This is a genomic window from Acinetobacter sp. R933-2 (genome assembly GCF_030325485.1).
In the GTDB taxonomy this organism is placed as follows: domain Bacteria; phylum Pseudomonadota; class Gammaproteobacteria; order Pseudomonadales; family Moraxellaceae; genus Acinetobacter; species Acinetobacter sichuanensis.
The window spans coordinates 58,100-80,926 of record NZ_JACAIJ010000012.1 but is presented as its reverse complement, the minus strand read 5'-3'; the positions used below and the strand labels follow the sequence as shown (position 1 = coordinate 80,926).

18 protein-coding genes and 1 CRISPR repeat array (1 of these 19 running past the window's edge) are annotated in these 22,827 nt (G+C 38.0%); of the genes, 8 read left to right on the top strand and 10 right to left on the bottom strand.

Annotation, left to right across the window (positions count from 1 at the left end; genetic code table 11):
• Positions 1–2,967: direct repeats of the CRISPR family, unit length 28 nt; unit sequence GTTCACTGCCATGTAGGCAGCTTAGAAA; it reaches 303 nt to the left of the window's first position.
• A 219-nt stretch (positions 2,968–3,186) separates the two neighbouring features.
• On the top strand, positions 3,187–4,344 hold the full coding sequence (locus HX005_RS14355) for an MFS transporter (protein ID WP_286377869.1): 1,158 nt from the start codon (positions 3,187–3,189) through the stop codon (positions 4,342–4,344).
• 226 nt (positions 4,345–4,570) lie between these two features.
• On the opposite strand, the gene HX005_RS14350 is transcribed toward HX005_RS14355, so the two are convergent.
• The 7 genes from HX005_RS14350 to HX005_RS14320 form a co-directional block, all read right to left on the bottom strand.
• On the bottom strand, positions 4,571–5,200 hold the full coding sequence (locus HX005_RS14350; RefSeq protein ID WP_286377868.1) for a 3-oxoacid CoA-transferase subunit B: 630 nt from the start codon (positions 5,198–5,200) through the stop codon (positions 4,571–4,573).
• Positions 5,201–5,204: 4 nt separating this feature from the next.
• Positions 5,205–5,909 carry a CoA transferase subunit A gene (locus tag HX005_RS14345; protein ID WP_286377867.1) on the bottom strand — a complete coding sequence of 235 codons (705 nt, stop codon included), beginning with the start codon at positions 5,907–5,909 and terminating at the stop codon, positions 5,205–5,207.
• 62 nt (positions 5,910–5,971) lie between these two features.
• Positions 5,972–6,889: a hydroxymethylglutaryl-CoA lyase gene (locus HX005_RS14340; RefSeq protein WP_286377866.1), complete on the bottom strand. Its 918-nt coding sequence runs from the start codon at positions 6,887–6,889 to the stop codon at positions 5,972–5,974.
• Positions 6,886–8,880: an acetyl/propionyl/methylcrotonyl-CoA carboxylase subunit alpha gene (locus HX005_RS14335; protein WP_286377865.1), complete on the bottom strand. Its 1,995-nt coding sequence runs from the start codon at positions 8,878–8,880 to the stop codon at positions 6,886–6,888. Before HX005_RS14335 ends, HX005_RS14340 begins: the two co-directional genes overlap by 4 nt.
• 10 nt (positions 8,881–8,890) lie before the next feature.
• A complete protein-coding gene (locus HX005_RS14330; RefSeq protein ID WP_286377864.1) occupies positions 8,891–9,688 on the bottom strand; it encodes an enoyl-CoA hydratase/isomerase family protein in 798 nt (265 codons plus the stop codon).
• 10 nt (positions 9,689–9,698) lie between these two features.
• Positions 9,699–11,300: a carboxyl transferase domain-containing protein gene (locus tag HX005_RS14325; protein WP_286377863.1), complete on the bottom strand. Its 1,602-nt coding sequence runs from the start codon at positions 11,298–11,300 to the stop codon at positions 9,699–9,701.
• A 108-nt stretch (positions 11,301–11,408) separates the two neighbouring features.
• The gene (locus HX005_RS14320) at positions 11,409–12,581 is read right to left on the bottom strand and encodes an isovaleryl-CoA dehydrogenase (protein WP_107009137.1); all 1,173 of its coding nucleotides are present in this window, start codon (positions 12,579–12,581) and stop codon (positions 11,409–11,411) included.
• Positions 12,582–12,728: 147 nt separating this feature from the next.
• Between HX005_RS14320 and HX005_RS14315 the strand changes: the two genes are divergently transcribed.
• The 3 genes from HX005_RS14315 to HX005_RS14305 all read left to right on the top strand — a co-directional run bounded on the left by HX005_RS14315 (position 12,729) and on the right by HX005_RS14305 (position 15,940).
• Entirely contained in the window at positions 12,729–13,352 is a 624-nt protein-coding gene (locus HX005_RS14315) for a TetR/AcrR family transcriptional regulator (protein ID WP_107009136.1), read from the top strand.
• A gap of 114 nt (positions 13,353–13,466) precedes the next feature.
• A complete protein-coding gene (locus tag HX005_RS14310) occupies positions 13,467–15,155 on the top strand; it encodes an AMP-binding protein (protein WP_286377862.1) in 1,689 nt (562 codons plus the stop codon).
• A gap of 110 nt (positions 15,156–15,265) precedes the next feature.
• Positions 15,266–15,940 carry a class I SAM-dependent methyltransferase gene (locus HX005_RS14305; protein WP_286377861.1) on the top strand — a complete coding sequence of 225 codons (675 nt, stop codon included), beginning with the start codon at positions 15,266–15,268 and terminating at the stop codon, positions 15,938–15,940.
• Positions 15,941–16,302: 362 nt separating this feature from the next.
• Here HX005_RS14305 and plsB read toward each other — a convergent pair whose 3' ends face one another.
• Positions 16,303–18,471 (bottom strand): glycerol-3-phosphate 1-O-acyltransferase PlsB, encoded by a 2,169-nt coding sequence (gene plsB, locus HX005_RS14300; protein WP_286377860.1) that lies wholly within the window; start codon positions 18,469–18,471, stop codon positions 16,303–16,305.
• 310 nt (positions 18,472–18,781) lie between these two features.
• Here plsB and cysK point away from each other — a divergent pair, with 310 nt between their 5' ends.
• The gene (gene cysK / locus HX005_RS14295; RefSeq protein ID WP_286377859.1) at positions 18,782–19,780 is read left to right on the top strand and encodes a cysteine synthase A; all 999 of its coding nucleotides are present in this window, start codon (positions 18,782–18,784) and stop codon (positions 19,778–19,780) included.
• Between the two features lie 56 nt (positions 19,781–19,836).
• Here cysK and HX005_RS14290 read toward each other — a convergent pair whose 3' ends face one another.
• Positions 19,837–20,421: a YceI family protein gene (locus HX005_RS14290; protein WP_107009130.1), complete on the bottom strand. Its 585-nt coding sequence runs from the start codon at positions 20,419–20,421 to the stop codon at positions 19,837–19,839.
• 344 nt (positions 20,422–20,765) lie between these two features.
• Between HX005_RS14290 and HX005_RS14285 the strand changes: the two genes are divergently transcribed.
• Both HX005_RS14285 and HX005_RS14280 read left to right on the top strand, forming a co-directional pair.
• Positions 20,766–21,326: an FxsA family protein gene (locus HX005_RS14285; protein WP_107009129.1), complete on the top strand. Its 561-nt coding sequence runs from the start codon at positions 20,766–20,768 to the stop codon at positions 21,324–21,326.
• A gap of 138 nt (positions 21,327–21,464) precedes the next feature.
• Complete coding sequence (locus tag HX005_RS14280; RefSeq protein WP_107009128.1) at positions 21,465–22,094, top strand: LysE family transporter; 630 nt, start codon at positions 21,465–21,467, stop codon at positions 22,092–22,094.
• Here HX005_RS14280 and HX005_RS14275 read toward each other — a convergent pair.
• Entirely contained in the window at positions 22,048–22,263 is a 216-nt protein-coding gene (locus HX005_RS14275; protein ID WP_286377858.1) for a hypothetical protein, read from the bottom strand. The genes HX005_RS14280 and HX005_RS14275 overlap by 47 nt on opposite strands.
• A 291-nt stretch (positions 22,264–22,554) precedes the next feature.
• Here HX005_RS14275 and HX005_RS14270 point away from each other — a divergent pair, with 291 nt between their 5' ends.
• Positions 22,555–22,806, top strand: coding sequence for a hypothetical protein (locus HX005_RS14270; RefSeq protein WP_286377857.1), 252 nt, complete (start codon positions 22,555–22,557; stop codon positions 22,804–22,806).
• Positions 22,807–22,827: the final 21 nt, after the last annotated feature.

The window sequence follows — 22,827 nt, the reverse complement described above, 5'->3', positions numbered from 1 at the left end:
CACTGCCATGTAGGCAGCTTAGAAATATTTGTAGGGGTAAATTTTTACCCCTATAAAGTTCACTGCCATGTAGGCAGCTTAGAAAGTAACTTTGAAAAGTAGTTTCGATTAAATATCGTTCACTGCCATGTAGGCAGCTTAGAAATGCTAAAAAAATGTTTATATATGGTCAAGATAGTTCACTGCCATGTAGGCAGCTTAGAAACAAACATTAAAAGTAATTAAAGTAAAAGTTTAGTTCACTGCCATGTAGGCAGCTTAGAAATTATAGCCTAAAAGTGCATAATCTTCACCAATGTTCACTGCCATGTAGGCAGCTTAGAAATATGTCATTTTGAGGGTGAAAATAATACTTATGTTCACTGCCATGTAGGCAGCTTAGAAATTTGACTTTAATACCTTGTGATGCAGCTTCCAGTTCACTGCCATGTAGGCAGCTTAGAAATGAATGTGTGAAATGGTATGACGATTTAAGTAGTTCACTGCCATGTAGGCAGCTTAGAAAAATACAAATTTTGTTGTATCTATTTTATTTTCGTTCACTGCCATGTAGGCAGCTTAGAAACTGCCACAATCGCTGCGGGTGCAACGGCTGACGTTCACTGCCATGTAGGCAGCTTAGAAATGAATGTGTGAAATGGTATGACGATTTAAGTAGTTCACTGCCATGTAGGCAGCTTAGAAACTGTAGATTTAGAGGCTTTAATGTCTGCGCCTGTTCACTGCCATGTAGGCAGCTTAGAAAAACAGCGAGTGATAAAATATTAGGAGGGGTTAAGTTCACTGCCATGTAGGCAGCTTAGAAATTGCTTGTAATACCGCCTTTACCCATACAGTGGTTCACTGCCATGTAGGCAGCTTAGAAATTTGCCCGATGATAAAAAAGAGAAATAAAAAAGTTCACTGCCATGTAGGCAGCTTAGAAATGTGTACCCGCTTTAGCCGTAATGCGTTGTTTGTTCACTGCCATGTAGGCAGCTTAGAAAAACAGACAGCCCAATTAAATACGGTGATAATTGTTCACTGCCATGTAGGCAGCTTAGAAATATTTTTTTTACGCTACCATTAAAATTGTCGTGTTCACTGCCATGTAGGCAGCTTAGAAAATTACCAAGCACTTCGTTCCCTAGCTCAGTATGTTCACTGCCATGTAGGCAGCTTAGAAATGTCCCCACCGACGACGAAATATTAAGTCGTTGTTCACTGCCATGTAGGCAGCTTAGAAAAGCTGCAGACTGTTACAGCCCAAGAACAGAAAGTTCACTGCCATGTAGGCAGCTTAGAAAATTCGCCTATCTGTGACAACATTTTCCACATAGTTCACTGCCATGTAGGCAGCTTAGAAAAAGACTCGGCTTTTCAGGATCGTAAGTATCAGGTTCACTGCCATGTAGGCAGCTTAGAAATTTTTCAGTTATATATTCCCACTCAACAAGGCGTTCACTGCCATGTAGGCAGCTTAGAAAGAGCCAATTAACTTGTAATTCGTTAATCCAATGTTCACTGCCATGTAGGCAGCTTAGAAAATTGCTTGTTGATTTTGTAAAGCTGCTTGTTGGTTCACTGCCATGTAGGCAGCTTAGAAATATCGAGATGAAACAGACTGCAGCACTAAAAGGTTCACTGCCATGTAGGCAGCTTAGAAATTTACCCGAACGAGTAGGCGCAGCCAATAAAAGTTCACTGCCATGTAGGCAGCTTAGAAATCAAGGATCATTGCATACTCGTTTATCTCAATGTTCACTGCCATGTAGGCAGCTTAGAAATAATGATAGTCAATATAGATGCCATAGATGGAGTTCACTGCCATGTAGGCAGCTTAGAAAAAAATTAGATATTGAAGCATCATATAATTTAAGTTCACTGCCATGTAGGCAGCTTAGAAACGAAACAATTAGAACAGCAGAAAACGCACCCAGTTCACTGCCATGTAGGCAGCTTAGAAATAAAGCATTTTTACTGCTTTTGCGATAATTGCGTTCACTGCCATGTAGGCAGCTTAGAAAAAGTTTAGTGGGTGTTCAAAAGTTGATGGGAAGTTCACTGCCATGTAGGCAGCTTAGAAAATTCGCCAACGCAATTAAGGCTTGTTGACCACGTTCACTGCCATGTAGGCAGCTTAGAAAGAAGTCCAAGCCAATAATGACCGTCCAATGTGGTTCACTGCCATGTAGGCAGCTTAGAAAATAACGACTTGATGAAATGACATCATCTTTTAGTTCACTGCCATGTAGGCAGCTTAGAAATGAAAAAAAAGGTTTAGCAGTCACTTCATAACGTTCACTGCCATGTAGGCAGCTTAGAAATAGCTGCGGTGCGGTACGTGGCGCATTGTGCTCGTTCACTGCCATGTAGGCAGCTTAGAAAATCAAATAGTAATGATATGCTCACCAGTTGGAGTTCACTGCCATGTAGGCAGCTTAGAAAATATTTCAAGAGGTGCAGCTATATAAGCACGAGTTCACTGCCATGTAGGCAGCTTAGAAACGACGCCCCTCCAAAGGGAGATACAAAACCAAGTTCACTGCCATGTAGGCAGCTTAGAAATTTATCAAATTCTTTAAATAATTGATCAACAAGTTCACTGCCATGTAGGCAGCTTAGAAATTATACAGTGATTCAGATTTTCAGGAATTCCGGTTCACTGCCATGTAGGCAGCTTAGAAACTAAATCTAAATTAATTGTTGAGATGTTAGAAGTTCACTGCCATGTAGGCAGCTTAGAAATGATGGTAAGCAGACAACACGCATTCGCACAGGTTCACTGCCATGTAGGCAGCTTAGAAATCAAAGCATTTTTACTGCTTTTGCGATAATTGGTTCACTGCCATGTAGGCAGTTAGAAATCCTTATTGAGTCAGAACAACTCACAGCTCAGGGTTCACTGCCATGTAGGCAGCTTAGAAAAAGTTGCAGGATTTTTCTTGAATCGATTTTGTGTTCACTGCCATATAGGCAGCTTAAAAATTATTGATCAGATAGGGGGAGGAAAAATTAGACAAAGTATTAAGAAGAGAGCTGTTTTGCTTGTAAATTAAACTGCATACAAATTTTGAAATAATTTAGTTAAAATGGTTTTGTATACTCATTTGTATACCAAAAAAATACCACTCCATCTGTTTTGGTACACTCCTATACAACTTGAAAAGTTTATAACTTTTTGAAAATACAAGTAAATACAACTCTATGCTCGCTCTGCCAATCCAACACAAACTAGGTGCTTTTTATTTTTTCTATTATTCAATTGTTGGAACATTCATGCCTTATTGGAGCTTATACCTGCAAAATCAGGGTTTTAGCTTTAATGAAATTGGTCTTCTGTCCTCTATTGCAATTATTACTCGTTTTTTTGCTCCATTTATTTGGGGATGGATTGCTGATAAGTCAGGCAAAAGGATGCTATTGGTTAGACTAGCAACATGGATGGAAGCTGTTATTTGGTTACTAATTTTTATTATTCCTAATAACTTTCAGTCTGTTGCATTATTGATGCTTATTTTTAGTTTTTTCCAAAATGCTATTTTAGCTCAATTTGAAGGTGTGACATTATTTTGGTTGGGAGAGCGTAGAGCTGAGCTGTATGGCAAAGTTAGAAAATGGGGATCGGTGGGTTTTATCGTTGGTGTATTTAGTATTGGTGCATTACTCGAAATTGTCACAATTTCAATGTTACCCATCATGTTGTTATGTATAGCATTTACTGCATTTCTGTGGTCTTTTACCATTCATGAGCCAAAACATGCACCACAAGCGCAAAAAAAGTTAGAACCTTTATTGCCTATTTTAAAGCGTCCTATCGTTTGGGCTTTTTTTAGCATCGAATTCGTTATGCTTTTTGCTCAAGCGCCATTTTATAGTTTTTATAGTAATTATTTAAAACAAGCTGGTTTTAGTACAACTGAAATTGGATTTTTATGGTCAGTTGGGGTAATTGCTGAAATCATAATGTTTGCATATGCCACATTTTTTCTTAAGCATTTTTCTTGGCGCATTTTGGTTAGTTTATGTTTGTTAATGACAGGAATTCGTTTTGTATTGGTAGGTACATTTCCTGAAAGTTTTTTGATGCAATTTCTTTCACAAACATTACATGCTTTTAGTTTTGGTTTATTTCATGTATTGGCAATGCGTATTATTTTTCAAAATTTTAGCTTAGGACAACAAGGGCGAGGGCAGGCATTATATAGCACCATGTGGGGACTTGGTGTTGCTAGCGGTAGTATTTTAGCAGGACATTATTGGCAGCAATTTTCTGGAGAATGGATTTTTATTTTTGCAGGATGTATAACGTTATTCGGTTTCATTTTTGTTCATTGGTTACCAAGTAAAGTACAAGAAATATGAAAATATGATTATAAATTAATAGTCTATGATGATATGTGAATTGAGGAATGATTGTTTCTGAATAGATTTTTAATAGACCCAGTATGAAAAACATATACTGGGTCTATGTTTAGAGATAATCAGATTTTAAATCGCTTGATACAAGTCAATTTAAGTCATTAAACTCAGTATAAACATGATTAAAAAATATAAAATTTTTAATCGCTGTCATATTTGTATGAGAACTTTAATGAAGAATTGGCACACCTGTGACTTTTTGAACGTCTTCAAAGTTGATACCTTCTGCAAGTTCGACCAATTTAATCCCTTGTTCGGTGATATCAAAAACACCTAAATCAGAAATAATACGGTCAACCACGCCTTTTCCTGTCAAAGGTAGCTCGCAGTTTTTAACGATTTTAGGCGAACCATCTTTGGCGCAGTGCTCCATTAACACCACAACTTTTTGGACACCTGCAACCAAGTCCATAGCCCCGCCCATACCTTTGACTTTTTTGCCGGGAATCATCCAGTTGGCAAGGTCACCTGTTTCAGAAACTTCCATTGCACCTAAAATTGCAATATTGACTTTGCCACCACGAATCATGGCAAATGATTCTGAACTCGCAAAAAATGCTGCGCCAGAACGTGCCGTGACGGTTTGCTTACCTGCATTGATGAGATCTGCATCCACAGTTTCTTCTGTTGGAAACTCGCCGATACCGAGTAAACCATTTTCAGACTGTAGCCAAACATCCATATTTTCAGGAATATAGTTTGCAACTAGGGTCGGTAAACCAATCCCTAAATTGACATAAAAACCATTTTCAAGTTCTTGTGCAGCACGTTGTGCCATTTCATTGCGTGTCCAAGCCATGACTTCATCCCTCTGATTTTAATGTCAATTGTTCAATACGCTTTTCAGGCTGTGCATTGACAACAATACGATGTACATAGATGCCTGACAGATGCACATAATCTGGATCTAGCTCACCGACTTCAACTAAATGTTCCACTTCAACTACGGTGATTTTTCCTGCGGTGGCACAGTCAGGATTGAAATTACGTGCGGTTTTGCGGAAAATTAAATTACCTGCTTTATCCGCTTTATAGGCTTTGATTAGGGCAATATCCGCAGTGAGTGATTCTTCTAAAATATGATCTTTACCCTTAAAATTACGCACTTCCTTACCTTCGGCAACCAAAGTACCGACACCTGCTTGGGTGTAAAAAGCAGGGATACCTGCACCACCTGCACGTAGTTTTTCTGCCAATGTTCCTTGTGGTGTTAGTTCAACTTCTAATTCACCATTTAAAAACTGACGTTCAAACTCTTTGTTTTCACCGACATAAGAGGCAATCATTTTTTTGATTTGTTTGGTTTCTAACAATAAACCTAGACCAAAACCATCCACACCTGCGTTATTGGAAATACATGTCAGGTCTTTGACACCTGTTGCCTTTAATGCTGAAATTAAAGCTTCAGGCAGACCACATAAACCAAAACCGCCAACGGCTAAAGTTTGTCCATCTTGGACAATGTCTTGTAATGCATCCGTTGCATTTGCATAAACTTTACTAAGCATATTTCACCTTGTTATTACGATCTTATTCCATTAATTTTTCTTGCACTTATGTATGGTTTATATCATGAAGCACATTGGGTTTGCCAATAGGCATTGGCATAGTTTGAAGGATTTTGTCGATTTAAAACTTGGCTGATATTTCGACTTGCTTGCATGAGTGCATCAAGATTGATCCCTGTTTCAAAACCCATTTTCGACAGTAAATAATATAGGTCTTCAGTTGACACATTGCCTGACGCACCTTTGGCATAAGGACAACCCCCTAAACCTGCGATTGAGGAGTCAAAAACTCGAATGCCTTGTTCAAGAGACTGATAAATATTGGCAATTGCCATGCCATAAGTGTTGTGGAAATGTCCTGCAAGCACTTTTGCATCTAATTCAACAAGACAGGCATCCCAGACTTTTTTAACACGATCAGGTGTTGCTGTGCCGATGGTTTCACCTAAGGAAACTTCATAGCAACCCATGTCATACAAACGTTTGCTGACATAAGCTACTTGTTTCGGGTCTATCGCACCTTCATAAGGGCAGTCAACGATACATGATACATAGCCACGAACTTTGACGTTGTTGGCTTTGGCTGCGGCTAAAACATCAGCAAATTTTTCAAAGCTTTCATCAATTGAGCAGTTGATATTTTTACGGGTAAAACTTTCAGAAGCCGCAGTAAAGACAGCAACTTCTTGGCAGCCAACCGCAAGCGCAGCTTCAAAACCTTTAAGATTAGGCGTGAGTAAGCTAAAGCCAATATTAGGATCTTTCGGTAATTCGGCAAAGAGTTGGTCGCTATTTGCCATTTGCGGCACCCATTTTGCTGAGACACAAGAGCCGACTTCAATTGAAGTCAGTCCTGTTTGCATTAAGTCTAAAATTAAGGCTTTACGTTGTTCGAGTGTCAAAGGTGTTTTCTCGTTTTGTAGTCCGTCACGAGGACCGACTTCAACGATTTTCACGAAGTTGTCGTGTGCTAAAGTCATGCAACATTCTCCGTGAGTAATTCAAATTCAACCAATTCATCACCCGCTTTGACTTGATCGCCCGCTTGGAAATAGGCTGCTGCAATCACGCCGTCTTGTGGCGCACGAATGGTATATTCGATTTTCATTGCTTCAAGTGTCAGTAAAATATCATCCTTTTTCACTTGATCTTTCGCAGACACTAAGACTTTGGTAATCACTCCCGGCATCGGTGCTTTTAAATTACTTTCATTGCTTGAGCTGTCTTCATTGCTGATTTTTGGTTGAATATGTTCAAAAATATAATTTTGTGCATTTGAAAATACTGTCAAAGCTTGTTCATTACGACTAAACGCAATTTTTTGCTTTAGACCATTGAGGTCGATGTGTACTGTATTTTCATTGAGTAATTGACCCGAGATTTGTAGTTGTAAATCTTGATATTCCGCAATGAATTGCTCAGCGACGGGGCGGAAATGAATCACAATTTCATGTCCCGCCAAGTTAAATTTGACAGGGTAGCGGTTGGCTTGGTTCAAGCGCCAAATCGATTGATTTTGCCAAACTGGATTATTTGCTGTTTTATTGGCTTTAAATCGGCTTAAAAGCTCGGTAAATGCTGCGGTGATGATGAGATTAGTATCCGCAGTGCGAATATTTTTAAACAAAAATTCATCTTCACGTTGAATCAGATTGGTGTCTAAGTCTGCATTTTTAAATGAATCACAACGGATAATTCGGTCTAAAAATGCAATGTTATTGCCCAAACCTTCAACATGAAAATGCCCAAGTGCATGATGCATTTGGACTAAGGCTTCATCACGATTTTTACCCCATACAATCAGTTTAGAAATCATCGGGTCATAATAAGTCGTGATTTCATCACCTTGCACAATGCCGCTATCAACACGAACATGTTCATTTTGTGCAGGATAATGTAGGTAGCGGATTTTTCCAATCGCAGGTAAGTAACCTTTTTCAGGTTCTTCTGCATAGATTCGTGCTTCAATAGCATGACCGTTAATGCTGAGTTCATGTTGTAATTTGGGTAATGGTTCACCACTAGCAACACGCAGTTGCCACTCAACCAAGTCTTGCCCTGTGATCATTTCAGTAACAGGATGTTCAACTTGAAGACGGGTATTCATTTCCATGAAATAGGCTGTACCATCTTGTTCTACAATGAATTCAACTGTTCCAGCACCAATATAATTTACTGCACTTGCTGCATCTATCGCAGCTTTACGCATCGCTTCCAATTTTTCTTCAGCAATATTTGGTGCAGGGGCTTCTTCAAGTACTTTTTGGTGACGACGTTGTACAGAACAATCACGTTCAAATAAATGCACATAGTTGCCGTGTGAGTCGCCAAAGACTTGCACTTCGACGTGACGCGGATTTACTACATAACGTTCCACTAAAACTTCATCATTACCAAAGCTTGATTTTGCTTCATTTTTACATGAAGACAGTGCATCTAAAAAGTCAGCTTCACGCTCAACCAAACGCATGCCTTTACCACCACCACCTGCACTGGCTTTAATCAAAACAGGGTAGCCAATACCATCGGCTTGTTGTTTTAAAAATGCTGCATCTTGGTTGCTACCATGATAGCCCGGTGTTAAAGGCACACCTGCTTTTTCCATCAAGGCTTTTGAAGTCGCTTTAAGCCCCATTGCCAAAATTGCAGCAACAGGAGGTCCAATAAATACAATATTATTTTTTTCACAGGCAAGCGCAAATTGATCATTTTCTGACAAGAAGCCATAACCGGGATGAATCGCTTGCGCACCTGTATCTAATGCCGCTTGAATGATCCGATCGACTTGTAAATAACTTTGTGAAGCAGGGGATTCACCAATATAAACTGCTTCATCTGCTTGTTTGACATGCTGTGAGTTGGCATCTGCATCTGAATAGACCGCTACCGTTGCAATGCCTAATTTTTTTGCAGTACGAATGACACGGCAAGCAATTTCGCCACGATTGGCAATTAAAATTTTTTCAAACATGGTGTTGTCCTTATTCTGTACTGTTTGTAATCCATTCAGGGCTTTGTTTATTTAAAAACGCCTGTAATCCATTTTTCGCTTCAGCACCCTGACGTACATGTGCGATATGCTGAGCGGTTTGAACGAGTAAATCTTCGGTTAAACTTTCTTGGCTGACCATTTGAATCAGTTGCTTTGAAGCGGCTTGTGCTTGTGGTCCACCCAACAATAACGTGCCTACAATTTCATTTATTTTTTCATCTAAAGTTTCAGGTGTGGTCACTTCATGCACTAAACCAATCGCTTTGCCTTGCTCCGCAGAAATACGTTCAGCGGTGAGGAAATAGCGTGATGCCTGACGTGCGCCAATGGCACGGATCACATAAGGGCTAATGGTAGAGGGTGCTAGACCCAAGCGTACTTCTGAGGTTGCAAATTTTGCATCAGTACTGGCGATACACATATCACAAGCAGAAGCTAAGCCCATGCCACCACCAAACGCGACACCATGCACACGCGCAATGGTTGGCTGTTTTAACGTCGCTAAACTTTGTAGCATTTTTGCCAATTTTAAAGCATCAGCTTCATTTTCTGCCTGAGAAGCTTCACCTGCTTGCTTCATCCAATTCAGATCAGCACCCGCAGAAAAGCTTTTGCCACGACCTGCTAAAACCACTACACGAATGTCATCACGTGTATTTAAATGCTGAAAACATTGGTTTAATTCTTCAATGACTTGGGTATTAAAAGCATTATGCAATTCAGCACGATTGATCCAAACTGTTGCGACTTGCTGCTGTTGTTCGAGTTGTAAATATTGAAAATCCATTTTGCACCCCTTACATGCGGAACACGCCGAACTTGGTTGGTAAAATCGGTGCATTGAGTGCAGCCGCTAAACTTAAACCTAAAACATGACGAGATTGTGCTGGGTCAACCACGCCGTCATCCCATAAACGTGCAGATGCATAATATGGATGACCTTGATGTTCATATTGATCACGAATCGGTTGTTTAAATTGATCTTCTTGTTCAGCACTCCAGCTTTCACCTTTAGATTCAATTTGATCACGTTTTAAAGTAGAGAGTACGCTTGCTGCTTGTTCGCCACCCATCACCGAAATACGCGAGTTTGGCCAAGTCCAGAGGAAACGAGGCGAGTAAGCACGACCACACATACCATAGTTCCCTGCACCAAATGAACCCCCGATCACCATAGTGATTTTTGGTACATTTGCTGTCGCAACCGCCATGACCAGTTTTGCACCATGTTTGGCAATACCTTCATTTTCATACTGACGACCAACCATGAAACCAGTGATATTTTGTAGGAATAACAATGGAATATTGCGCTGTGTACACAGTTCAATAAAGTGCGCGCCTTTTTGTGCTGACTCTGAAAATAGAATCCCGTTATTGGCAATGATGCCGACTTTCATGCCATAAATCGAAGCAAAACCTGTGATTAAAGTTGTACCAAAACGTGCTTTAAATTCGTCTAAACGTGAACCATCCACAATACGAGCAATGACTTCACGAATATCAAAAGGTTTACGTGTATCGGTTGGTATGATGCCGTAGAGTTCTTCCGCTGCATAAAGCGGTTCTTCGATTTCAACGTTATTTTGATTTGGCGTTTTATTTAAATTTTTAACAATATTTCGTGCAATTAAGATTGCGTGTTCATCATTTTCAGCCAAATGATCGGCAACACCTGAAAGACGTGTATGGACATCACCGCCACCGAGGTCTTCTGAAGTCACGACTTCACCAGTCGCAGCTTTCACAAGTGGTGGACCACCCAAGAAAATTGTACCTTGATTACGCACAATAATGGTTTCATCTGACATGGCAGGGACATAAGCACCACCTGCGGTACAACTCCCCATCACAATGGCAATTTGAGCGATGCCCATACTCGACATACGTGCTTGATTGTAGAAGATACGTCCAAAGTGGTCGCGGTCAGGGAAAACTTCATCTTGCATCGGCAAGAAAGCACCACCTGAGTCCACCATATAAATACACGGCAAATGATTTTGTTCAGCGATTTCTTGCGCACGTAAATGCTTTTTCACTGTGAGTGGATAATACGTTCCACCTTTCACCGTTGCATCATTTGCCACGATCATACAGCTTACGCCTTGTACTTGCCCGATGCCTGCGACAACTCCCGCAGCAGGGACATCATCAGCGTAGACATTGAAACCTGCAATTTGACCTATTTCTAAAAAAGCTGTACCTGCATCAATCAGTTGATCAATACGATCTCGTGCCAAGAGTTTGCCTCGTGCAATATGTTTTTCACGCGCTTTTTCACCGCCACCCAAAGCAATGGTAGCGACTTTTTGTTTAAGATCATCGACCAGTTGCTGCATCGCCGCTTGATTGGCTTTAAAATCCTCACTTCGAATATTAATTTTGCTTTGTATTTGGTTCATCTGAAACATCCTTGTCTTTTTTATATTCGATTATTGCTACATCAGTGTTGGTGTTTAAATGATCCTGAAATTTATTATTACGCCAAGATCATTAAAAACAGTGTTTAATTATTTGGTTTCATTGAATAATTCACGACCAATCAACATACGACGGATTTCTGATGTACCCGCGCCGATTTCATAGAGTTTTGCATCACGCCATAGACGACCTGTGTCATATTCATTGATATAACCATTGCCACCTAAAGTTTGGATCGCTTCACCTGCCATCCATGTCGCTTTTTCAGCAGAATATAAAATTGCACTGGCTGCATCTTTACGTAAGCCACGATCATGATCCGCTTTGTCACATGCAGCACCAACGGCATAAACTAAGGCTTTAGATGCTAACCATGTTGAATACATATCGGCAATTTTGCCTTGCATGAGTTGGAATTCACCTAAAGCTTGTCCAAATTGTTTACGGTCATGAATGTAAGGAATCACCACATCTAAACAAGCATCCATAATGCCAAGAGGTCCACCACTGAGAACAGCGCGTTCGTAGTCCAAGCCACTCATCAGGACTTTCGTGCCATTACCGACACCACCTAAGACATTTTCTTTCGGTACTTTGACATTATCAAAGAATAGCGGGTACGTGTTTGAGCCACGCATACCAAGTTTGTCGAGGTGTGAGCCATGACTAAAGCCTTCCATATTTTTTTCAACAAGGAATGCAGTCATGCCTTTTGCACCTGCGGCAAGATCAGTTTTGGCATACACCACTAAAACATCAGCATCGCCACCGTTAGTGATCCACATTTTTGAACCATTTAAGATAAAATGATCCCCAGCATCTTCGGCTTTGAGTTTCATACTGACCACATCAGAACCTGCATTCGGTTCAGACATTGCGAGTGCGCCTACATATTCACCTGAAATCAATTTTGGTAAATAACGTTGCTTTTGATCTGCGTTGCCATTACGGTTAATTTGGTTGACACATAGGTTAGAATGCGCACCATAAGACAAACCGATAGCGGCTGAAGCACGAGAAATTTCTTGCATGACAATGATATGAGCTAAATAACCGAGGTTAGTACCACCGTATTCTTCACTCACTGTTAAACCCATTAAGCCCATATCACCAAACTTTTTCCAAAGGTGGTGGGGGAATAAATTATCTTGATCGACTTGTTTGGCAATGGGCGCGATTTCCTTTGCACAAAACGCAGCCACTGAATCACGGAGCGCAATTAATGTTTCATCAAGTCCAAAATCAATACTTTGTAGGTTCATCGTCCTGTCATCCTAACGGTTTTAGTTGTTGTTCCAAAAAACACTTTTTCTTGTTGCTAAATTTACAATACATGTTTTTTTTGAAAAAGTGAATATAAATTCAAAAATTGATTTACAATTCACTTTAATTGATTGAGAATACAAAATATGAGCTATAAACGATCATCTTTAATGCAAGAGCGAATGGAACAAAATCGCAAAACGATTTTGCAGTCTGCACGTGAGTTAATTGCTGAAGGTGGATTTAAAGATGCACAGATACAAGCGATTGCTGACCGAGCAGGGGTATCAAGCGGCTTGGTCTATCGTTATTTCACCAACAAAAGCCAAGTGCTGATTGAGGTGTTAGATGACGCGATCCATGTCGAAGTTGATATTTTGAATCATATTGCGGCAGGTGAGCTTACTGCGACGCAAAAGTTACATAAAGCAGTCACGACTTTTGTCAAACGTGCAATGAATAGCCCACAATTGGCATATTCATTGATGTTTGAACCCGTTGACCCAGAGTTAGAGCATGGTCGTTTTCGTAGTAAACAATTGATCAAACAAAGCATGAAGGAAATTTTGGCTCAAGGAAAAACCACAGGTGAATTCGGTTTTGAAGATTTAAACACAGCTGCACTTTGTGTGGTGGGTGCAATGACATTTGTGGTGATTGAACCGTTAAATCCTTCAAGAAATGTGATGTTTGATGAGTCCTATAAAGATTATTTTGTGAAACAGATTGCCGATTTTTGTGTAAATGCTGTACAAAGCAAGGAGGATTAATATTTATTTAACGGTTTGAATACACATAAAATCTGTTTCGACAAGTGATCATGGAAAACAATTAGATTAGAGATTAGAAAAGCAAAATCACAAAGAATCAAGGAGTATGATTCAATGTCGCAAGTACGGTTAAGTTACGCATATGGAACAAGTCAAGAACCTTTAATTGGGATGACGATTGGTGATAAATTTGATGAAGCTTGTCAGATGTATGCTGATCAGGATGCGGTGGTCAGTCTTCATCAAAATATCAGGCTCAGTTATCAAGAGCTGCAAGATCAGGTCAATGCCTTTGCCTGTAGTTTATTGCGTTTAGGGCTTACAAAAGGTGATCGCCTTGCGATTTGGTCTCCAAACTGTGTGGAATGGACGATTGCGCAGTTTGCTGCTTTTAAAGCAGGCATTGTTTTGGTCAATCTCAATCCTGCTTATAAAAAAAATGAGTTGGAATATGTACTGAATAAAGTGTCTTGTAAGGGATTAATCATTGCTTCAGTTTTTAAAAGTTCTGATTATCAGCAAGTATTGACCCAAATTGCCCCTGAAATTCAGACTGCGCATGATAAAGTTTTAAATGCTGAAAAAGTGCCACATTTAAAATATGTGATTAAAATTGATGAGCAACAACATGAAGGCATTCATCGTTTTTCAGACTTGTTGAGTCCGCCTAGCAAAAAAGAACAAGCACAATTACAAACCATTGCCCAAGATTTACAGTTTGATGAAACCATTAATATTCAATTCACTTCGGGTACAACAGGTAATCCGAAAGGGACGATGCTGACTCACAATAATATTTTAAATAATGGTTATTTTGTTGGTGAAGGGATTCATTTAACACCGCAAGATCGAGTCTGTATTTCTGTGCCATTGTTTCATTGCTTTGGTATGGTGATGGGAAATCTCGCATGTATCACGCATGGTTCAACGATGGTTTATCCATCTGCTGTGTTTAATCCATTGGCGAGTTTAAAAGCCATTGAACAAGAAAAATGTACAGCAGCTTATGGTGTACCGACTATGTTTATTGCCATGCTCGAAGAAGAAACATTTGATCAGTTTGATTTAAGTAGTTTACGTACAGGCATTATGGCAGGTAGTCCATGTCCACGTGAGATCATGCAACGTGTGATTGATCGTATGCATATGAGTGAAATTACCATTTGTTATGGTATGACTGAAACTGCACCTGTCAGTATGCAGACTTCAACCACAGACCCAATTGAATGTCGTGTGGGTACCGTTGGGCGAGTCAAACCACACCTTGAAGTTAAAATTATTGATGAACAGGGCAAAGTCGTACCACGTGGCAAACTTGGTGAGCTTTGTGTGCGTGGCTATTCTGTGATGTTGGGGTATTGGGAAGATGAGGAAAAAACCAAAGAAGTGATTGATGTGGCAAAATGGATGCACACAGGCGATATTGCTGAAATGGATGAAAACGGTTTTGTCAAAATTAAGGGACGTATCAAAGATGTTGTGATTCGTGGTGGAGAAAACTTATTCCCGAAAGAAATCGAAGACTTCTTATATACTCATCCTGATGTGTCTGATGTGCAAGTGATTGGTCTACCTGACCCACGTTATGGTGAGGAACTATGTGCATGTATTATTTTACATGAGCATCATCAAGTGACAGAAGAATGCATTCGTCAGTATTGTAAGGAGCATATTTCACATAATAAAGTGCCGAAATATGTGCGATTCTTTACTGAGTTTCCGATGACTGCTTCTGGAAAAGCGCAAAAATTTAAACTTCAAGAATTTATGCGCAGCGAGTTAAATTTAAAAGAAATTGCTTAAACGTTAAGTGCTCCAAAGTCGCACTAAGTTCTATTTCAAGTGACATTGTTTTGGCTTAGTGCGTTTCATTTATTCTCAATAAAATAGTCATAAAACCATAGCAACAAATCATGGCAAAAAATTTTAATCATCCTCAAGTTGTAGAAAGTTATGATGAGCATATTCGAAAACTCATCCCCGGTTATGAGCTGATCCATTTACAAGTTCATGCTTTACTCAAAGCGCGCTTACCTGAGCGAGCTGAAGTTCTAGTGGTGGGCTGTGGTACAGGGCATGAACTGTGTTATTTGGCAGCTCAATTTCCACATTGGAGATTTACTGCAATTGATCCTGCTCAAAATATGCTTGAAAAAGCCAAAGCACGGCTTGAGTCTGAAAATTTAGCGACACATGTACAGTTTTTGCATAGCGATACCTCTGGGCTGAGTCATACAGCACAAAAATTTGATGCTGCATTGTCTATTTTGGTTTCACATTTTATTCCTGAAACTGAAAAAATGGTTTATTTTCAAGATATTTATAATGCTTTAAAAGATCAGGCTGTGTGTTTGAGTTATGACTTGATGCAAATTGAAAATGTACAACAATTGAAAACTTTACAGCATTTAGCTGAATTGACAGGGCTTTCAGAAAAACAAAGTCAAGCCATGATTGAGCGTTTACAAGATGATTTTTGCTTAATTTCGAATCAAGCATTGCATCAGTTATTAAAGCAGGTAGGCTTTAAATCTGTGGAAAATTTTGCGCAAGTTTTAAATTATTTTGGTACGTTTGCAGTGAAATAAAAAACCGAAGCAGCAACTTCGGTTTCTAATGGTTTATACCATTCTTGAAAATTAACATAATATAAGAGGTTCGTTTTTGACGGAGTCTTACATCTAAAGTTTGTATTTAGGGAATAGCCTTCGGCTCGACCTACTTTTGTTTTGGCAAAAGTAGGCAAAACCATTGTCATCCACAGAACTCGTTCACTAGCGTCAAAAAATCTAATGTTTCGCAGAAACTTTATTTATACGAAGGAGTCCTGCCTCAAACAACTGTGGATGACGTTTCCGCGTCTTAATTTATAATTAGAAGCAGAGAAAATCATTCCAAAAATACATTATAAAACTTTTATTGATTGGTATTAGTTTAAAATCGCTTAAAATTAATGCGTTGAGTTCATCGTGTACAAATGAGCAAAAGCTTTTAATAAGCGCAAAGTATCATCCGCTTGATCAATTAAAATCGTTTGATTATCAATTTGAATCAATTTTTCAGTCACAAAATAATCTAAAATATGCTTGATTTCTACACTGATTTTATCGGCTTGCCATTTTAAGAAGTACATTTTCTGTAGTTCTGGATATTGTTGTAAAGCAGCATTGAACAATTCGTCTTTACTGATTTTTTCAATTTGTGGCTCACTTTGTGCCGTTAAAATATGAGCAATCAGTGCAGGTAAGATCAAGGTATGCAGAATATTATTGCTAAAATATTTAAGCAAAGCCTCTTGTTGGTTACATACTTTAAGCCAACGTTCATTATCATGTTCAACAAATTCAACTTGTTTAAGTTTAATTGCATACTGAATAATTTCATGGTTTGAAAGTGCTGTAATTTGTATTCTTTCATCATATACATGATATTTAAGTAAATTTCTAAACTGTTCTAGTCGTAATAAAACATCACGTTCAGCCAAAGCATGTGTGGGTGCATTTAACAAAATAGTCGCAATTAAGTTTACAGGGTTAATGACTGCGGCTTTATTAATATTTTTTAAAATATCATTGGCAACTTCATTCACTGTTAATTTGACAGGATCAGGAAGTTCTTCTTCAGAGCTGACATGCTCAGGCACATGATTTTTCTCTAAAATTTCTTTGAGAAAAACAGGCTCACCAAAATTAACATGTACCATTCCAAAGACTTTTTCAATTTTTTGAATAGATTTGAGTAAACCAAATAAAGATTCAGCTTGTTTTTTCTGACCACCGAGTTCTTTAATATAAGAAGAACCTTCGATCAGTTTTTCATAACCAAAATAGGTTGGAATAAAGGCGATTGGTTTGCTGTTGCCGCGCAAATGACTCTGAATGGTCATTGCCAACATACCTTTTTTAGCAGGAAGTAACAAACCTGTACGAGAGCGTCCACCTTCAACGAAATATTCTAAGGGAGTATTGCGGCTGAGTAGGCTATGCACATATTCTTTAAAAACAGCCGTATAAAGTGCATTTCCACTAAAGCTACGACGAATAAAATAAGCACCAGCACCACGCATGAGCTGACCTACAACAGGCATATTGAGATTAATTCCTGCGGCAATATGCGGTACCATCAAGCCACGTTTATAGATCACATAGGACAAGAGTAAATAGTCAATATGGCTACGGTGGCATGGTGTATAAACAATTTCATAATCTTTAGCCAGCTCACGAACGACTTCAAAATTATGTACTTGAATACCATCGTAAAGCTGAGTCCAGAGTTTTGTGAGCGCAATTTCAGCAAAACGCAAAGTAGAATAAGAAAAGTCAGAAACAATCTCATCTAAATACTTTTTCGCTAAATCTTCAGCGTGTTGCACACTTATTTTTTTATGAATACTTTCAGTTAAAACAGCTTCTTTAATCACATCTGAAATCAGTAAAGTATTAATCACATTACGACGGTCAGAAATATCAGGACCTAAAATGGCTTCTTTATATTGATTAAAAGACTGGTTAAGTTGTTTAACGACATAGTGTGCTGGTGCAAAGTTCGGTGCGACTTCCAAAGCACTATTGATTAATGCGCGTAGTGAAATCGCCTGATGAAACTCAATATAATTTTCACGACCATATAAGGTGATATTTAACGCTTGTTTAATCCCTGTCGGTTTAGTCCAAGCATCTGCCATTAAAGCTTTGTACCAACTGTCTTCATTTTCGGGCGCACGTCCCCATAAAATAGTGACAGGAACAAATAAAATATCTTCCTCTGGGTGCTTTAATAAATATTCGACTAAACGTATTAATTTATCAGGATAATAAGCAGATGCATTGGTTTTAGAGGCTTCTAATACTAAAAAAGAATCATCTTCTTGGTGTTCTTTGAGCTTTAGTGTAGAAAAAGCCGAATGTAAGCCGCGTTTCTCTGTTTCATTATCAATCAGAACTTTATTTGAAGTAGAATTGTCTTGAATGACATAGCAAATTGGAAGTTGTTTCGCATTTTGTTCTTTTATTGTATTTTCAAGTGCTTGAGTATCACCAAGAACTTGTGGGCTGACAATTTTATCTAAAACTTTCTTGGTAAATTGACGATAAAATTTTTGATAAGCATTGTTTGCCATGTGTATCTCAATACTATTTTTAATGTGGTCTATTATGGGCTAAATTTATGAAAAATGTATAAGACTATTTGGATATTCCTACAACAAACTCAACTAAAATTTAACGGAATGTAGCTAAATTACGCATTTTTAAGACCACAAAAATATCTTCAATTGAAAAAACACTTTTCTGGTCAAATCGCATGATTCGTCTGCTTCACTTTAACCTTACACATTTTTTATCAATAAATCTCTGTGTTGAATGTCAACGTGACAATAAAAGACGATATGATAGCTAAATATGCAATCATTTTAAAATTAAGGAAATTTTATGACAACTGATGCTAACTTTCCAAAAACAGAAAATTTAGGCATTGCCGTTTATAGTAATAATGCAGATGCGGTAGGAAATACGCCTTTGGTTCGTATCAATCGTTTGATTTCAGGTGCTGCGACTGTTTTGGCAAAAGTAGAAAGCCGTAATCCTGCATTTTCAGTCAAAGATCGAATTGGTGCAGCACTTATTGCAGATGCAGAAAAAAAAGGTTTACTCAAAGCAGGTATGCATATTGTAGAGCCAACCAGTGGTAATACAGGAATTGCATTAGCCTTTGTTGCAGCCGCAAAAGGTTATGACATTACCTTAACGATGCCTGCAAGTATGAGTATCGAGCGCCGTAAAGTACTGAAAGCATTAGGTGCAAATTTAGTTCTCACTGAACCTGCAAAAGGCATGAAAGGTGCAATTGATGAAGCTGTACGTTTAGTGACAGAACATCCTGAACAATATTATTTGCCACAACAATTTGAAAATTCTGCAAATCCTGAAATTCATGAAAAAACGACAGGACCTGAAATTTTTGCAGCAACGGGCGGTAAAGTTGATATTTTAGTGGCAGGTGTGGGGACTGGTGGAACCATTACAGGTATTTCACGTTATTTTGAGCAAGTGAAAAATCAACCGATTTACTCTGTTGCTGTTGAACCAGCGGACTCGCCTATTATCGGTCAAGCAAAACGTGGAGAAGCGCTTACACCTGGACCACATAAAATTCAGGGGATTGGTGCAAACTTTATTCCTAAAAACTTAGACTTAGACTTAGTCGATGAAGTTATTGCCATTGAAAATCAAGAAGCCATTGATTTTGCGCGTCAGTCAGCAACACAAGAAGGCATTTTTGTGGGAATCTCAAGTGGTGCGGCATTGGCAGCAGCAGCAAAATTGGCTGAACGTCCTGAAAATGCAGGAAAAACGATTGTTGTCATTTTACCTGATGCAGGTGAACGTTATTTATCTTCTGTACTCTTTGAAGATATTTCTGCAGATTAAATATAAAAAGAGCTTGCACCCAAGTTGTGTGCAAGCTCTCTTTAAATCACTTTAAATTATTTTGCAGCAGCAACCGAAGCTTCAGTTGTAATATTTACAGTGATTTTATCGCCAACATTCGGAACAAAGCCACCTACACCAAATGCAGAACGATCAAAAGAAGTCGTTGCATTAAAGCCAATAGACTGCGCTTTAGTCATTGGGTGTTCACCTTGTTTATTTAAAACAGCATCTAAAACAACAGGTTTCGTCACATCTTTGACAGTCAAATTACCTGTGATTTTGTACTTGTTTTTACCTAAAGACTGTACTTTAGTACTTTTGAATGTGATGTTTGGATATTTTTCAGCATCAAAAAAGTCAGCTTTTTTCAAATGCTCATCCAAAGCTTTTACGTTTGTGTTTAGGCTTTCAAGAGGAATAGTCACATCAACAGAAGAGTTTGCTGGTTTCGCATTGTCAACGTTAATTGTACCTTGGATATCGCTAAAATTTGCTGATGGTGTAGAGAAACCAAAGTGATTCCATGTAAATACAGTTGCTGTATGTGTTGGATCAATCTGATAGGCAACAGGTTTTGCTACAGTGAATGTTGCAATTGAAGCAACTGCTAAACCAAGTGTTAATGCTTTAAAGTTCATCTTTTTTATCTCACATTTGAATAGGGGGCTAAGTCTACGTCATTTTCATTTTAATACAGCATTATGGATAAAACGATATGTTGCATGAATAGAACAATTCAAAGTATTACCTATAAAAAAGATTAAAAATAAGAGAAAATTGTTATTTTTGGCAATCATGTAGCATATTGAATATCAGCGTATAGTGTTGATTTTCCTGTTGTCATAAGTTTCTATCTAAAATAAAACAAGAAAATTTTGATGAAATGCACTTTAAAAATATTTAAATGCCCATATAGACATTTAAGTGTATAAAGAAGCTGATATACACTCTTTTTATTTATGTTGAGAATAGATTAATTTTCATGAAATTAGCACTTGTGGTATTGGTTGGTTTAATCCTCGAAATATTTGTATGGATTGGTGTCGGTGATCTAGTCGGAAGCATGTGGTATGTATTCTTCTGGTTTATTGCTGCCTTTTTCATTGGTTTGAACTTAGTCCGTGCCAATGCAGCAGGTTTAATGCCGCAGATGCAGCAAATGCAAATGGGGCAGATGAGTGCTGACCCACAATTAACGAACAATTTACCTAAAATTTTAGCAGGAATTTTATTAATTATTCCTGGTCTGATTACAGATGTGCTTGCTATCTTAATTCTGATTCCACCTGTGCAAAAAGCTTTTAAAAACATGATGATGAAAACCATGATGAAGCGTCAACAAGCCATGATGGAAAAAATGATGGGTGGAATGATGGGCGATATGGGTGCAGACTCAGCACAGAATCCTTTCGCAGATTTAATGCGTCAAATGCAAAATCAACAACAGGGTGGACAATATCACGACTCTTCAATTATTGATGGTGAAGCTCGTGAAATTGAACCTGAGCGTAAGCAAATTGATTTCAAAGATGTAAAAAAATAAAAAAACTAAAATTTAAAAATGTCAAAAAAAGCTAGATGATGATCTAGCTTTTTTTTATATGTGAGCTTTAATGCACATTAAAATAGCGAAAACACAGCGTATAATATGACATCTTTCAAGTATTTAATGCAGAGTAATATGTCATTACTATTGACGATTTGTTCTTTACATTTTATTGCACAACTCAGTCCTGGACCAGATGTTTTATTGGTTGCTAAAAGTTCAGCTTCGACTACACGACAAAATACTTTAAAAATTGTTCTGGGTATTTCAGTTGGAATTATTGTTTGGGTGGTATTAACTTTATTGGGTTTTACCGTATTAATCGAACAATGGCCTTGGATTCAACAAGTTTTAATGTTCATTGGTGGGTTTTTCTTAGCAAAAATGGGTTATGCCATGTTGAAGGGTGGAATCTTACATTTAAAACAAGAAACTTCGTTACAAGGTGTCATGTCGGAACAACCTAAAAACTATTTTATTATGGGATTGTTGACAAATTTATCTAATCCTAAAACCTTGATTTATTTTAGTAGTGTATTTTCTTTGGCTTTAAGTTCTTCGGCAAATAGTCATTTAAAATCACAATTAGCAGTGATTATTCCGATACAAACTTTTTTAGTTTTCAGTTTATTTATGCTTATCATGTCAATGCCTAAAGTAAAATCCATTTATCAAAAATCAGGCAGTTATATTGACATTGTCTCAGGTGCACTATTTCTTATTTTTGCGTTGTGGTTATGGTTGGATGCAATTCAACTTCTTTAACGTGATGTTCACGTTTATTTTCATTGCTAAAGTCAGAAACTTGGCTCGTTTTTTTTAATCCCGAGTAACTATTTGGAATAAGTCGAGTTTCTGTATTTTCTGAGCCTTGATATTTACGACTACGATTTGCTCTTTCACGTAAACCACCTTTTTTGATCAATGTTGTCATCATGTCTTCCTCAACTTATAAATGAATATTTTAATCAATCTTACTCTTAGAGTAAAAGATTGATTGGCTTAAATGTCATTTTGCTAAAAATATCATAAATTTTTAGATGAATTTAATTGTCTGAAATTTAAGAAAAACTTTAAAAAACTTGACTTTTTGCTGATTTATACACAAAAAATATTGTACAAATTATTTTAATTTGGTTACTTTAATCATAGTGACATTTTTAAATATTAAGATGTTCATGTTTTAGAAAAACAATAAATGTAATCGTATAGTAGGAGGATACCTATGCTATATCAATACCAATGCGCTTGTTGTAACAAGGCTGTTACTGCAAATGATAGAGAATGTTTACACTGTGGTTCACAGCATATTCGAAGTCCTTATAGTATTTGGATTTTATGTGTGCTTGCGTGTTTAGCTGTTGTTGTAACGGTTAAAATTATGCATATTTATGTGAAAAATCATTCAGAGGCACCACATCAGATGAGTTTGGTAGAGGTATTAAATAAAGAAAATTTACGCTCTGAATCTAAGTAAATATTTTGGTTTTGGCTTAGG